General features: G+C 45.3%; 10 protein-coding genes, 2 tRNA genes and 3 pseudogenes. 6 read left to right on the top strand and 9 right to left on the bottom strand.

Annotation, left to right across the window (positions count from 1 at the left end; translation table 11 throughout):
• Window positions 1-122: 122 nt before the first annotated feature.
• The 4 genes from C1192_RS24395 to C1192_RS24380 form a co-directional block, all read right to left on the bottom strand.
• Window positions 123-196, bottom strand: a tRNA-Arg gene (locus C1192_RS24395).
• Between the two features lie 41 nt (window positions 197-237).
• Window positions 238-313: transfer RNA gene (locus tag C1192_RS24390), tRNA-Ile, on the bottom strand.
• A 268-nt stretch (window positions 314-581) separates the two neighbouring features.
• Complete coding sequence (locus tag C1192_RS24385) at window positions 582-1,001, bottom strand: hypothetical protein (RefSeq protein WP_158650422.1); 420 nt, start codon at window positions 999-1,001, stop codon at window positions 582-584.
• Window positions 1,002-1,054: 53 nt separating this feature from the next.
• On the bottom strand, window positions 1,055-1,237 hold the full coding sequence (locus C1192_RS24380) for an AraC family transcriptional regulator (protein WP_052463090.1): 183 nt from the start codon (window positions 1,235-1,237) through the stop codon (window positions 1,055-1,057).
• Window positions 1,238-2,117: 880 nt separating this feature from the next.
• Here C1192_RS24380 and C1192_RS24375 point away from each other — a divergent pair.
• Together C1192_RS24375 and C1192_RS24370 are read left to right on the top strand one after the other, a co-directional pair.
• Window positions 2,118-2,927, top strand: a complete 810-nt coding sequence (locus C1192_RS24375; protein ID WP_154663978.1) for a leucine-rich repeat domain-containing protein — start codon at window positions 2,118-2,120, stop codon at window positions 2,925-2,927.
• Window positions 2,928-2,938: 11 nt separating this feature from the next.
• Complete coding sequence (locus tag C1192_RS24370; RefSeq protein WP_052463091.1) at window positions 2,939-3,805, top strand: NEL-type E3 ubiquitin ligase domain-containing protein; 867 nt, start codon at window positions 2,939-2,941, stop codon at window positions 3,803-3,805.
• 112 nt (window positions 3,806-3,917) lie between these two features.
• Here C1192_RS24370 and C1192_RS24365 read toward each other — a convergent pair.
• Window positions 3,918-4,628: pseudogene (locus C1192_RS24365) on the bottom strand (DDE-type integrase/transposase/recombinase); the annotation flags it as partial.
• A 409-nt stretch (window positions 4,629-5,037) separates the two neighbouring features.
• Here C1192_RS24365 and tnpA point away from each other — a divergent pair.
• The 4 genes and pseudogenes from tnpA to C1192_RS25800 form a co-directional block, all read left to right on the top strand.
• Window positions 5,038-5,693: pseudogene (tnpA, locus tag C1192_RS24355) on the top strand (IS66-like element accessory protein TnpA).
• Window positions 5,693-6,040, top strand: a complete 348-nt coding sequence (gene tnpB / locus C1192_RS24350; RefSeq protein WP_069906977.1) for an IS66 family insertion sequence element accessory protein TnpB — start codon at window positions 5,693-5,695, stop codon at window positions 6,038-6,040. Before tnpA ends, tnpB begins: the two are co-directional and overlap by 1 nt.
• Before the next feature lie 19 nt (window positions 6,041-6,059).
• Window positions 6,060-7,631, top strand: a complete 1,572-nt coding sequence (locus C1192_RS24345) for an IS66-like element ISCro1 family transposase (RefSeq protein WP_001756948.1) — start codon at window positions 6,060-6,062, stop codon at window positions 7,629-7,631.
• Between the two features lie 301 nt (window positions 7,632-7,932).
• Window positions 7,933-8,162: pseudogene (locus C1192_RS25800) on the top strand (IS630 family transposase); the annotation flags it as partial.
• Window positions 8,163-8,337: 175 nt separating this feature from the next.
• On the opposite strand, the gene C1192_RS24335 reads toward C1192_RS25800, so the two are convergent.
• From C1192_RS24335 to sctA, 4 genes are all read right to left on the bottom strand, one after another.
• Complete coding sequence (locus C1192_RS24335) at window positions 8,338-9,264, bottom strand: ParB/RepB/Spo0J family partition protein (RefSeq protein ID WP_038355849.1); 927 nt, start codon at window positions 9,262-9,264, stop codon at window positions 8,338-8,340.
• Window positions 9,265-9,468: 204 nt separating this feature from the next.
• A complete protein-coding gene (locus C1192_RS24330; RefSeq protein WP_038355848.1) occupies window positions 9,469-9,693 on the bottom strand; it encodes an acyl carrier protein in 225 nt (74 codons plus the stop codon).
• Between the two features lie 2 nt (window positions 9,694-9,695).
• Window positions 9,696-14,021, bottom strand: coding sequence for a hypothetical protein (locus C1192_RS25975; protein WP_103194843.1), 4,326 nt, complete (start codon window positions 14,019-14,021; stop codon window positions 9,696-9,698).
• An 8-nt stretch (window positions 14,022-14,029) separates the two neighbouring features.
• Window positions 14,030-15,025 (bottom strand): type III secretion system needle tip protein SctA, encoded by a 996-nt coding sequence (gene sctA / locus C1192_RS24320; RefSeq protein ID WP_038355847.1) that lies wholly within the window; start codon window positions 15,023-15,025, stop codon window positions 14,030-14,032.
• Window positions 15,026-15,035 lie beyond the last annotated feature (10 nt).

Genomic DNA, 15,035 nt, shown 5'->3' with positions numbered 1-15,035 from the left:
GGGCAATTAGTCCCCCATGCTTTGTGCGAGCAGTTAGGATATCTGCACCGGAACAGTTTATTCTTTATTATTATTTATCTCTTTCAATATGAAATAACATTTAAAAAATATAATGAAATGAGCGCGCTGTACTGGAGTCGAACCAGTGACCAAATGCTTAGAAGGCAATTGCTCTATCCTACTGAGCTAACAGCGCATAACTAATAAATATACTGCTTTATTTGCGATTGTAATTTTTGGTGGCCCTTGCCGGATTCGAACCGACGACCAAGCGGTTATGAGCCGCTAGCTCTAACCACTGAGCTAAAGGGCCTAAAGTGGCTCATGAAAAGTTGATTTGCATAATACTGAAAATGAAATGACTTTCAATACCTGAAATCGTCAAGGAGTGTAATTTTAAGTAAAGGCTTGCTCAGCGGGGGGGATGGGTAAATATATTGTTGAATTATATATTTGTTCACAGCTATCATTATTACCTTTAAATTTTATTTTTTCTACGATAAAACTATCGAATGATATATCGCAATAGCATACAAAAAAACGACCAAATTTAATATAATCGTCCCATGTCCCATTGTATTCTACAATCCAACATTTTTTTCTTTAATTTCATAATTATAACTTTTTTCGTCTTTGTAGCCGATCATGACATTTAAATCCACATTCAAATCAAGAAGGCTCTTGGGTTCAAACTTTGAAACCACAATAGCTTCATCCTTTGATGACAAAATTTCCGTTATTCTATTGAACCTAATTTTATTGGCACGGAATTTGTATTCGTTTTTTAATAAAGAATCTTGAAGCTGAAAATTGTCAACTTTTAATTTTAACTGGTTTATATTTCCCTTTTTTATGCTAAGCGGTGGTAAGTTCAATGCATAATTTGGAAATAGTGCCGAACAATCAAATTCATCTTTGAGTCTATATTGCAATGGCGACACTTTGAATTCTTGACAAAATGCTCTTGTGAAAGATTGTTGTGTTGAATAGTTTAAATCCATTGCAATATGATAAATGCTCTTTTTTGTTAACTTTATTAAAATAGCCGCTTGAGTTAACTTTCTTTTTTTATGTACTTGCTAATTCTCATGCCAACAACTTCCTGAAATATTTTTTGCATATATCTTTTGCTATAACCTGAAATGGTGGCAACCTCATCAACACTAATATTTTCCATTTGTTGTAGTTTAGTTTCAATCCTTTTGATAACACTCATAACTATCTCTTTTTTTGTCATGCCGTTTTCCTTGATATAATAGTAAGCATAACAAACTAAATAATGTTTTTTATACTTATAAAGTATCTGGTGATACGATTATAGCATGGTTTGTCAAAATAATTGTTGTTGTTTCATGGGAATTATAAAGAAAATTCAATCAAGCGCTCATCTTGATAGATGTGTTTTGGTTTTTATTCATAGGCTTACATTAGATGCTGGACTAAATATGCCAAAATTTGACCAATGAAAATATAATGTACAGGCTCTATTTCGTGCAAGAATTGTTTGGTGTGATAAATTTAAAATATCAATAATGCACAGAACACGAACCTTTCTGACTGACGGTATAACGGCTGAGGCCCATATATTTTCAGTGATGACGTGGGCAGGTAGTCTCGCTCATGTATAACAGCGCATGATGGTTTTTACGGCACTGGAACCTACATGAAGTGGTCGCACCGGTAACTGGTTCGTCCGGGAGTAGAGGTTTGATAACCTTTAAGATGCTGCGGATAAGTTCAGATTGCCCTGACATCTCAATACCCGGCAGTCAGAAGTCACCACATTAATTTTACAGCGTGATAACCTATGACAGGTATAGGCATTACAGTCTTATACTTTTGTCCACTCATACTGGTGAAGTCGGGCGAGAAGGAACTATGGTGTGCAGCCAATGTCCGGGGCTAAGATTTTAATCTTGAAAACGTGCAGTTAATACCAATGGGGAAAGCGATATTGTGTAAAATATTATCGTAATGTTATATCGACAACCTGAAAAATTGATTTTTGTTGGAGTGTTGGTGAATAGTTGTTATTAATGATATGCTTAATGTTTGATTATTTTTTATATTCTTTTAGTAAAGAGTATGTGTCATATTTTACGCGTAGATGAAATTAAATGAATAAATTAAATGTATTATCTCCTGTCTACAAGCCAATGGTTTGTTGTCCTGATGAAAATAAAGAGATGCTGCTTTCTAAGTGGAATTTATGGGAAAGGCAGTATGAGCCAGGAGAGCATAGGGATATAGCGATTGGCATATTAACAGATTGTCTTAACAGGAGGGCTGGAAGTGTTGATTTAAGTGCGTTAGGGTTAAAGTCATTACCTGAATTGCCTTCTTCAATAGAATATCTCAACATAAATGATAATAATATATCTTATTTAGGTGGGCTTCCTGAAAACTTACGCATTATACATGCAAATAACAATAGTATTAACGAGATAGAGTATTTTCCTGCCCGCCTGGAGTGTGTCGAATTGTGCAATAATAAATTGACTCATTTACCACCTCTTCCGGGGGCCATGAAAAGATTGATCGTTGAAGATAATCAACTGGTCGCATTACCTAAATTACCTGAATGCATAGAGGTGATATCTGTTTGTAGAAATCAGATAGAAATAATTGAGGATAATCTTCCTTCTGGTTTAGTTGCATTTTATGCTGCCGAAAATAAAATACATTGTTTACCACAAAACATTCCACCCGGAATTAGCAAGGTTTCATTTTCTAAAAATAACATAAGGAATATAACTGATCACATTTTTAGCCTTAATCCAGAGTCGGTGGTGTATATAAAAAATAACTCGCTGAGCGAAGACTCATTATCACTGTTGAATAAAAACTCTTTTGAGCTAAGTTACAAGGGATCTACTATATATTATCATTTATCAAATGACGTATGTATAATTAGTGACAGGGGGTAAGACCGTTAAATGTGTTGGTTGCCGGATGGTATCCTCCGAAAGAAAGAGTTTCCGTTGCAATTCGCTGGGAAAAAGAAAATAATGTTGAGTATGCAGATGTATTTAAAAGCTTTATTTTAAGGTTATATGATACGGTAAACTCGTTGAATGATGATGAGTTCTCACTAAAAGTCTCAAGCTGGCTTTCTGAAATTGACAAGGCGTCAGAATTAAAGAAACAATCTTTCTGTATTGCATATGACGCAACAGAGACCTGTGAGGATCGCGTAAGTTTAACCTGGAACCATATGCAAAGAGCTTTAAAAGTTTACAAAGCTGAAAATGGGGAATATGACGATAGTATACCCTCATTCTTTAACTTAGCTAAAGAAATGTTCAGAATTGAGGTTTTGGAAGAAATATCACATGCTAAAGTTAAAGAGCTAAATGCTGAGGATGAAATTGAGGTTTGGCTGGCATTGCAGTGCAAACTTTCAGATGTGTTGAAACTTTCAACTGCTGTAAAGGATATGAGATACTTTAATGTGTCTAATATTACGCAAGACGATATTGATAATGCAGAAAATATTGTTAAAGCCAGAGAGAAAAATGATTTTCCATCATGGTTTTCAAAATGGCAGCCTTGGCATTCAGTAATTAAACGAATAGCCCCAAAACGCTATGAGCGAACCATGGAAGAGTTATATACATTTTTGGAGAAAGATTTCCCATCACAACTGTCATATCAGCTATCTAAACAAGATTTATTGGGGGACGCAGATGCTGAAAGGCAATATGGAGTATATCTTATGTCAAAATTTGAAGATGCCCTTTATAAAAATCTTACTTTTGATGTGCTTAACGATTATGCTCCTGATTTTGCAGGTATGTTCTTGTAAGAATACAAAAAATTGAAAAGAATAAGAGGCACTTTGTTGTTGATATGTAATGGCAAAGCGTTCCTGGCATATCCCGAAGAGGGCCTGTCCACGTAATATTGCACAGGCCTAAGCGAGGTTCTTGTTTTTTTAATTGTTCCGGACTGAGACCGCTACAACAACTGTGCCGTCGCCAGCGATTGTAGTCAGACTCTATATAATTAAATACCGTTGCCCGCATTATTTCCTGACGGGTAACGTGTTCTCCGTGGAGACATTCCACTTTCAGCCAATGAATGAAAGAAGCTTTCCACGCAGACTATGCCGCTTCAGCTGCTGTCTGATACTCTGCTGAACAGTACTGACCTCCCAGGTCCGTGTCAACGATAACGTTCTGGTGGGCCTTACGCCGCCACAGCGCCATCTGTAGGGAGTTACATCATGCGCGGCGACATCGACCAGCCAGTAACCGCACGTGACCACAGGTCAATTTCCACTGCCAGGTACAGCCAGCTTTCATCTGTGCGTAAGTAAGTGATGTCCCCCGCCCGCCTCTGGTTCGGACCACAGGCGTAGACATCCTGCTCCAGCAGATTTTCTGATACAGGCCGGCCGTGTGCGCGGTAACTGACCGGGCTGAGCTTCCAGGTGGCTTTTGCCCTCTGCTCCTGGCGGCGCAGGCATGCTGCCACGGCTTTTACGTTGAAGTGGACGCAGTTCATCTGTCAGGCGTGGGGCACCGTGACGTTGTTTTAGCCCCACGAAAAACATTATCATAACGCTGACCGAACTGCTGATGTGTGCTTAACCTTGTCCGCTGCTTACACCACGTATATATACCCGCCGTGTGCTCCCTGGCTTCAGGGTTTCACTGCGAAATTCAGGTGAATGCCGTTTACGGGGCTTTTTGCTGGTAGATACTATTTTGACACTTGAGTCATCTCTGACCGAGAGTTTACTCACTTAGCCGCGTGTCTACTATTGCTGGGTAAGGTCATCAGGATAGGGGTGAGTACATTACGGCACTGTAAGGCAAGTGATGACGAAGTGTGTTAATTCTGCATCGTAGAACGTGCCAAATACATTAAAAAAGCCCGCCAGAGAAAAGCGGGCAATAGAAGCTACAAAATAGACACCACACAACACAGTACCTACCCTTCTATCCTATTATTAATTTCAACTCAAATGGATATATTTATAGTAACCGGCTCATTTAAACCGTCTGGTCTGTTTCCTCCGGCTCTACAAAAATAATGTCCATCATTTTTAATGGACACTATCGTATGAAACACCGGACCTGGATCACTGAAGCTTTACGTCTTCACTTTGAAGAACATTTACCCCGGGTTGTGGCCGGGCGTCGCCTGGGTGTACCAAAATCAACAGTTTGTAGTATGTTCGTGCGCTTTCGGAGAGCTGGCCTTTCGTGGCCTTTGCCCGCAGGCATGTCGGAGCAGGAACTTGATGCCTGCCTTTACGGACAATTTTCCACGGTACCAGTCGTACGTCCTGAAAGCACCGTTATATCCGACCCCGGCGGCCCAACTTCCCTTATGAGTTTAAAATCGCCTTAGTGGAGCAGTCACTGCAGCCCGGAGCCTGTGTGGCGCAGATCGCCCGGGAAAACGGAATCAACGATAACCTGCTCTTCAACTGGCGCCATCAATACCGGAAAGGTGGCCTGCGGCCTTCCGGAAAAAATATGCCGGCACTGCTTCCCGTGACGTTAACGCCGGAGCCGGATAATAAAATCCCGGCCCCCGCACAGGAACCAGAGCAGATAAATACACCGTCCGACAGTCTGTGTTGTGAGCTGGTTCTGCCGGCCGGAACTCTCAGGCTTAAAGGTAAACTGACGCCGGCGTTATTACAGACACTTATCCGTGAAATGAAAGGGAGCAGTCACTGATGATATCTCTCCCTGCCGGTTCGCGTATCTGGCTGGTTGCCGGTATCACCGACATGCGGAATGGCTTTAACGGCCTGGCATCAAAAGTTCAGAACGTCCTGAAGGATGACCCGTTCTCCGGACACCTGTTTATCTTCCGCGGACGCCGGGGTGACCAGATAAAAGTGTTGTGGGCTGACAGTGACGGACTGTGCCTCTTCACCAAACGCCTGGAGCGGGGCCGCTTCGTCTGGCCAGTCACCCGTGACGGCAAGGTGCACCTTACTCCGGCTCAGTTATCCATGCTTCCTGAAGGTATCAACTGGAAGCACCCGAAACGAACGGAACGCGCTGGAATCCGCATATAACCCGTTGTAAAGTGAGGATATGGACACCTCACTTGCTCATGAGAACGCCCGCCTGCGGGCACTGTTGCAGACGCAACAGGACACCATCCGCCAGATGGCTGAATACAACCGCCTGCTCTCACAGCGGGTGGCGGCTTATGCTTCCGAAATCAACCGGCTGAAGGCGCTGGTTGCAAAACTGCAGCGCATGCAGTTCGGTAAAAGCTCAGAAAAACTTCGCGCAAAAACCGAACGACAGATACAGGAAGCACAGGAGCGAATCAGCGCACTTCAGGAAGAAATGGCGGAAACGCTGGGTGAGCAATATGACCCGGTACTGCCATCCGCCCTGCGCCAGTCTTCAGCCCGTAAACCGTTACCGGCCTCACTTCCCCGTGAAACCCGGGTTATCCGGCCGGAAGAGGAATGCTGTCCTGCCTGTGGTGGTGAACTCAGTTCTCTGGGATGTGATGTGTCAGAGCAACTGGAGCTTATCAGTAGCGCCTTTAAGGTTATCGAAACACAACGTCCGAAACTGGCCTGTTGCCGGTGCGACCATATCGTGCAGGCACCAGTACCTTCAAAACCCATTGCACGCAGTTATGCCGGAGCGGGGCTTCTGGCCCATGTTGTCACCGGGAAATATGCAGACCATCTGCCGTTATACCGCCAGTCAGAAATATACCGTCGTCAGGGAGTGGAGCTGAGCCGTGCCACACTGGGGCGCTGGACCGGTGCCGTTGCTGAACTGCTGGAGCCGCTGTATGACGTCCTGCGCCAGTATGTGCTGATGCCCGGTAAAGTCCATGCCGATGATATCCCCGTCCCGGTCCAGGAGCCGGGCAGCGGTAAAACCCGGACAGCCCGGCTGTGGGTCTACGTCCGTGATGACCGCAACGCCGGTTCACAGATGCCCCCGGCGGTCTGGTTCGCGTACAGTCCGGACCGGAAAGGTATCCATCCACAAAATCACCTGGCCGGTTACAGCGGTGTGCTTCAGGCCGATGCTTACGGTGGTTACCGGGCGTTATACGAATCCGGCAGAATAACGGAAGCCGCGTGTATGGCTCATGCCCGGAGAAAAATCCACGATGTGCATGCAAGAGCGCCCACCGACATCACCACGGAAGCCCTGCAGCGTATCGGTGAACTGTATGCTATCGAGGCAGAGGTCCGGGGCTGTTCAGCAGAACAGCGTCTGGCGGCAAGAAAAGCCAGAGCCGCGCCACTGATGCAGTCACTGTATGACTGGATACAGCAACAGATGAAAACACTGTCGCGTCACTCAGATACGGCAAAAGCGTTCGCATACCTGCTGAAACAGTGGGATGCACTGAACGTGTACTGCAGTAATGGCTGGGTGGAAATCGACAACAACATCGCAGAGAACGCCTTACGGGGAGTGGCCGTAGGCCGGAAAAACTGGATGTTCGCGGGTTCCGACAGCGGTGGTGAACATGCGGCGGTGTTGTACTCGCTGATCGGCACATGCCGTCTGAACAATGTGGAGCCAGAAAAGTGGCTGCGTTACGTCATTGAACATATCCAGGACTGGCCGGCAAACCGGGTACGCGATCTGTTGCCCTGGAAAGTTGATCTGAGCTCTCAGTAAATATCAATACGGTTCTGACGAGCCGCTTACTATTTATATAAACATTTTATAATATTAAAATACTTTTTAGCTGTTCTTCCCATGGGCAGCAAAATACTATCCCCGTGATTATTGAAGATGCTTGATTTTGTCACGACCGATGATTATGCGATGCAGGTTGTATCCGAATTAATGATAATTTCCAGATACTGAAGCAAGTGTCTTGAGGTTCATTGTGTATAGAGCATTTTAAGGGAGCTCAGGCCGGATTATGCGATCTGAACAATCGCTAAACATCACAAATCACTAACCGGACTGAGCGATGCCGAGCATAGCACCAATATCCCTTGGCGAACGACGTCTGATACAGAAAACTATCCATATAAAACGCATGGCAATAATCACGCCTGCAGGCTCACTGCCATGCTGATACTGCACCGTAGGGACGGTGTAATCTCCGTCGCCAGAATGCTCTGCTGTGCCCGTTCATCTGTGAGGCAGTGGATTAACTGGTTTACATTTTATGGCACAGAAGTACTGGTTTCTCTGCCTTACTGTCCGAGGATTGTAAGCTCGCATCTATTTTGGAAAAGATCCATCTTTCTAAATAAAATACCAGATGCACTGCATTCATCCAGTGCTTTGGGGATTGCCATCAGATTTTCATTTTTATGCGACTCACGGATAAACAGGGGGGCTGTTTATCCGTGAGTCGCTCCTATGTTAATCAAATTGATAGATTCCGTGAAACTATTTCCTTGATAGCTTCATCAATTTCTTTTTGAATCTTTTTGTTTATTTTTGATAAGGTAAATGTTAATGTTCTGTTTACTTTGTTTTCTTTTCTTTTTATGTAAGTCCTTTTATCTTCAGAAATAAATAGAGCATCTACAGTTACAGATGTATCAATTTTTTTCTTTTTGTTTTTCTTTATTATGTTAAGTATTTCTTTTTTATATACATCTGAAGGTAGTTCAACACTAATACCTTTAATTTCTTCTTTTAGGTTTGAAAGTGCAGAACTAAAAGACTCGTTAGATTTTTCTAAACTTTTATAATAATCGAATAATATTTTATAATCGTTAAAATTAAGCTCCGATGCAATAGGGAAAAGAGCAATGATTTCTTGTGGAACGCTTGCAGCCTGAAATGCTCTTGTGACTTTGGCGCGAGATAAATTTTCCTTTTGAGCTATGTCTTTATAAGATAAACCTGATACTTTCAGAAAATTAAGGCCTATACCCAGCTCCCGAATGCTGTGCTCTTTCGCTGTTTGTATTTCACTTGCTAATTTTCTGGCATCAAGTGTAGAAATATAGTCCTTTGAATATAAAACCTCCAATTCTGAGCCGGCATATATGGCAGAAGCTCTTCTCCTTGTGCCATCAAGTATTTCTATTTTTCCATCAACCTCCCGTCCTATCACTGGGAAAAATTGTTGAAACTTTATCGTTTTAATTATGTCAGATAATGACTCTTCTGTTAAAGAATGCTGATCTCGTACGTTAGTTTTTTGGTTAATAAAAGTTACCTCTTGAATTTTATCATGAGGAATCTTAACTCTTATAAATGAAGCTTTATTTCCTGAATGAAGAGCGAACTCTCTCTGTTGACCTTCCTTAATACTTAACAGGTTTTTACATAACTCCGTCATATTACACCTATATTCGCATGGATTAAAGTTTTAACGAAATAGCAATGGGATTTTATTTGAGCATATACAATAGTCAACGGAGATGTGCTTTCTTGTTATTTTTGTAGCTCTTTGTTTGTTTGCTTATTTTTCTGCTATAAATATGGCAGATTTGTGAGGCCATGATTAATGGCCTCACGTATGATGTTTTTTGTTGTTATTATTTTATTTATCGTTAACGATGGAAATGAGATCTCCAATAGTAACAATACGTTCTAATGCGGAATCATTTATCTTTGTGTTGAATTCAAGATTAATCATATCTATCATTTCAATTAGTGAAAGTGAATCCGCAGAAAGGTCCTCAATAAATTTCGTTTCTTCAGATAGTTTTTTGTAACTTATGCCATAACAGAATGCAATTATTGAAAAGATTTTATCTTTTGTCATTGTTATTCCTTGTTTATTTTGTTTAAAACTTGAGATAAAGCTGAGGTTACGTTTTTAGCAGCCTCGTAAATATTGTTTGTCGATTTATTTTCAGCGTTGCTTATCGAAGGGGACGGAGTATTTTTATTAGCTGTTTGAGTGTTTGTGTTCTGATTTGTTGTGTTTATTTCTACAGATGAAAGAAGGCTGCTTAATGAGTCAGATACTTTCTTTGATGCTTCATAAATAGTCTCCTTTTTTACAGGTTGTTCATCATTGATTAATGTACTATCAAGTTGTGGTATTTTTGACCCCGAATTAGATTTATTGATCGTTGATGAGACTTCATTCGATACAGAAGACCAACTACTCTCATTTCTACTGGTTGTGGAATTAGTTGAGCCAGTTAAATTTTGTGACTGAATGTTCGTTGCACCTCCGGAGGTGCGGGGTGCGGAATTAGCAGAGTCCTGGACATTCAGGGTCCAGCGTCCGCGGAAGAAAGAATTGCCGGGATTGACGGACTGGGCGTCAGGGGCGGTGGCGGCAGCGTTACCGGCGGGCGCGGCATTAGTGGCGGAGTTCGCGGAATGCGTATTGCCGGCGGTCTGTTTCTGCAGGGCACCGGAAGCCGTTGTGCTGTTGCCGGCCGGTGAGGTTGCCGACATTTTAGTGGTGGATGCGGTATTCGTGCTGCCGTCCGGGGAGCCGGAGAGTGATGCCGGAGCCGCGGCGTTTTCCTTTCCGGATGCCGGTCCGGAGGAGCGGGGTGCGGAATTAGCAGAGTCCTGGACATTCAGGGTCCAGCGTCCGCGGAAGAAAGAATTGCCGGGATTGACGGACTGGGCGTCAGGGGCGGTGGCGGCAGCGTTACCGGCGGGCGCGGCATTAGTGGCGGAGTTCGCGGAAGGCGTATTGCCGGCGGTCTGTTTCTGCAGGGCACCGGAAGCCGTTGTGCTGTTGCCGGCCGGTGAGGGTGCCGACATTTTAGCGGTGGATGCGGTATTCGTGCTGCCGTCCGGGGAGCCGGAGAGTGATGCCGGAGCCGCGGCGTTTTCCTTTCCGGATGCCGGTCCGGAGGAGCGGGGTGCGGAATTAGCAGAGTCCTGGACGTTCAGGGTCCAGCGTCCGCGGAAGAAAGAATTGCCGGGATTGACGGACTGGGCGTCAGGGGCGGTGGCGGCAGCGTTACCGGCGGGCGCGGCATTAGTGGCGGAGTTCGCGGAATGCGTATTGCCGGCGGTCTGTTTCTGCAGGGCACCGGAAGCCGTTGTGCTGTTGCCGGCCGGTGAGGTTGCCGACATTTTAGTGGTGGATGCGGTATTCGTGCTGCCGTCCGGGGAGCCGGAGAGTGATGCCGGAGCCGCGGCGTTTTCCTTTCCGGATGCCGGTCCGGAGGAGCGGGGTGCGGAATTAGCAGAGTCCTGGACATTCAGGGTCCAGCGTCCGCGGAAGAAAGAATTGCCGGGATTGACGGACTGGGCGTCAGGGGCGGTGGCGGCAGCGTTACCGGCGGGCGCGGCATTAGTGGCGGAGTTCGCGGAAGGCGTATTGCCGGCGGTCTGTTTCTGCAGGGCACCGGAAGCCGTTGTGCTGTTGCCGGCCGGTGAGGGTGCCGACATTTTAGCGGTGGATGCGGTATTCGTGCTGCCGTCCGGGGAGCCGGAGAGTGATGCCGGAGCCGCGGCGTTTTCCTTTCCGGATGCCGGTCCGGAGGAGCGGGGTGCGGAATTAGCAGAGTCCTGGACGTTCAGGGTCCAGCGTCCGCGGAAGAAAGAATTGCCGGGATTGACGGACTGGGCGTCAGGGGCGGTGGCGGCAGCGTTACCGGCGGGCGCGGCATTAGTGGCGGAGTTCGCGGAAGGCGTATTGCCGGCGGTCTGTTTCTGCAGGGCACCGGAAGCCGTTGTGCTGTTGCCGGCCGGTGAGGGTGCCGACATTTTAGCGGTGGATGCGGTATTCGTGCTGCCGTCCGGGGAGCCGGAGAGTGATGCCGGAGCCGCGGCGTTTTCCTTTCCGGATGCCGGTCCGGAGGAGCGGGGTGCGGAATTAGCAGAGTCCTGGACGTTCAGGGTCCAGCGTCCGCGGAAGAAAGAATTGCCGGGATTGACGGACTGGGCGTCAGGGGCGGTGGCGGCAGCGTTACCGGCGGGCGCGGCATTAGTGGCGGAGTTCGCGGAAGGCGTATTGCCGGCGGTCTGTTTCTGCAGGGCACCGGAAGCCGTTGTGCTGTTGCCGGCCGGTGAGGTTGCCGACATTTTAGTGGTGGATGCGGCATTCGTGCTGCCGTCCGGGGAGCCGGAGAGTGATGCCGGAGCCGCGGCGTTCTCCTTTCCGGATGCCGGTCCGGAGGAGCGGGGTGCGGAATTAGCAGAGTCCTGGACATTCAGGGTCCAGCGTCCGCGGAAGAAAGAATTGCCGGGATTGACGGACTGGGCGTCAGGGGCGGTGGCGGCAGCGTTACCGGCGGGCGCGGCATTAGTGGCGGAGTTCGCGGAAGGCGTATTGCCGGCGGTCTGTTTCTGCAGGGCACCGGAAGCCGTTGTGCTGTTGCCGGCCGGTGAGGTTGCCGACATTTTAGTGGTGGATGCGGCATTCGTGCTGCCGTCCGGGGAGCCGGAGAGTGATGCCGGAGCCGCGGCGTTCTCCTTTCCGGATGCCGGTCCGGAGGAGCGGGGTGCGGAATTAGCAGAGTCCTGGACATTCAGGGTCCAGCGTCCGCGGAAGAAAGAATTGCCGGGATTGACGGACTGGGCGTCAGGGGCGGTGGCGGCAGCGTTACCGGCGGGCGCGGCATTAGTGGCGGAGTTCGCGGAAGGCGTATTGCCGGCGGTCTGTTTCTGCAGGGCACCGGAAGCCGTTGTGCTGTTGCCGGCCGGTGAGGTTGCCGACATTTTAGTGGTGGATGCGGCATTCGTGCTGCCGTCCGGGGAGCCGGAGAGTGATGCCGGAGCCGCGGCGTTCTCCTTTCCGGATGCCGGTCCGGAGGAGCGGGGTGCGGAATTAGCAGAGTCCTGGACGTTCAGGGTCCAGCGTCCGCGGAAGAAAGAATTGCCGGGATTGACGGACTGGGCGTCAGGGGCGGTGGCGGCAGCGTTACCGGCGGGCGCGGCATTAGTGGCGGAGTTCGCGGAAGGCGTATTGCCGGCGTTCTGTTTCTGCAGGGCCGCGGAGGTGGCCTTACCAGAACGAGAACTTCTATCTAACTCTGGATTATCTGAAAAGGTTTGAGTTGCGTCAGAAACTGAGTGTGGGTGCACCGATATAACTTTGTCTGCTAATGTACTCGGTACATTGGAATGGGCACCTGTATATAAAGGATCATTTACTTGAGATGGTTTTGATGATGTTTCGCTTGTTGGAACTTCATGGAAACTATTGTCAAAAACTCTGTTGTCAAAGACTCTGTTGTCGTAAGTTCTATTATCATTGTTTATATGATAATGGATTACGGGCTGAGATGGCGTGTTTGTATCATGCTTGAGCCCAGAGTCAGGTTCATCTGGAGCAGGTGCAGATGCCGATGGTTCTTGAGAAGAAGGGGTTGGATGTTGTTCCTTGATATCATTAGCGATATCAGTAAAAACTTTCTTCAATAGCTCGGGAAGGATTGCAACAGTATTTAAGTCTCGGGAAAGTTTGCCAATTCCAAAACCAGAGTTTTCAATGGTACTTCTGCGATGTTCTCTGAGACTGTCAAAAGCGAGTTTTGCCTGAGAATCTATTAAATCATCTAAATTAAGTGAGGATAGAACATCGTTATTTAATTTTAATTCGCCTAAAATATCATTTTTAATAAATGAAGACACTTCTGTGTTAAGAAGTTTTTGCCCAAGAGATAATGCTTCACCAGAGGTGTGCTTTTGTGCCAGTTGTGCTAGGCGATGCTCAATATTTTGTCTTAATGCATGAGCCTTTTTATTCTTTGCTGACCATGGTCCAAACACAGAGTCTTTTGATAATTTATCTTTAATAATTAAATCAGAATATTGATTGACGATCTTTTGTAATCCGGGCTCATTGTCGAACTGAAGATTATTTTGATGAACCAGTGAATACAATACGTTTGAGAACTCAGTTATTTCACTTTTAGCATAGGTGTTATTTGAGTTAAGAAATATATCCCTTAAAGCAGCTTCTTTTCCAGATGATGAGAATAAAAAATCAAGTGATTTTTTGTTGAATGATGTCGAAAAGTTTTCTTTGAAAGATGCAGATATAGTCTCTTTGGGAGAGGATGTCGAACAGGTAACATCTGATATTTTATTCTTTAAATCACTATGTTCAATATTAGAAGTATTTGATGGTAATAATGATGAAAGAGGAGTTGTATTGTTAATACTTTGCATAAAACACCTCAGAAGTGTAGAAACATTTTATCAGTATCGGTGCATGAGCTTATTGTACTACTCAACACCTTTACAAGGTTATCAAAAATACTGTTGGCATTACTATATTTTTGCACTAAGGTCTGAAGACCATTTTTCATTGATTCATCTTCTGCGGAGAAACCTGCGTTCCATGCCTGATATTTTGCATTATCGATCTCAACTGGACTAGAATTGCCTCCGATATTATTCAAGCTTTGGATCATTTTCTCTATAGGTGTCATGTTTATATTCACAACCCAGCCGCTACCACTTTGTTTTACAGTAGAAACACCTTGTCCAAATTCAGCAGACCACTTTTCAGCTTGTTCTTTAGTAACTGTTCCTGACGACGGATAAAGGGGTTTATTAGAATAATTGTTTTTGATCGTTTCTAAAGAAGAAACTATTTTCCTCCAGTCTAATTTTACATTGTTACCATCTTTACCTGGTGAAATATTACTGGCAAGATCTGAGAGTACATCACTAAATTCTTGGTACATACTGGTATATGTACTAACAGCAGATTCATATACTTTTAAGTACTGGTCGTTAATATCATTTATAGAATCACTGATGTTTTGCCATAGTTCTCTGTGAGAAATCATTTCCTGGCTGTTGATATTAGCCATTTTAGGGGCTGACTGTAGAATTTCTCTTGCCTGATTATTAATTGGATGGTCAGTTTTGGAAAGAGTAGTTAGAAACTGGGAAGCTTTATTTACATCCATGCTAATTTGAGATGAATGTAAGGATAATTCAGAAAGAGATGATTTGTTAAATGTTTTTTGCGCTAACTCTGCTTGTAAAGACTTATTAGTCTTTCTGATGTTTTTCAATGTGTCACTAAGCATCTCGAGTGAACTTGTTGATTTGTTTTGAGAAACTGATTGTACTTCTAAAGCAGATGTCTCATTGGGAATATTTTTACCATCATTAGTAGATGAAGATAGTAATGTAATATTGTTTGTTGGTGTGATATTCATATTCATCTCC

Origin of the sequence: Escherichia marmotae (genome assembly GCF_002900365.1) — a bacterium.
Classification (GTDB): Bacteria; Pseudomonadota; Gammaproteobacteria; order Enterobacterales; family Enterobacteriaceae; genus Escherichia; species Escherichia marmotae.
Note: the sequence above shows the minus strand (reverse complement) of the source record. Positions and strands in the feature narration are given on the sequence as shown.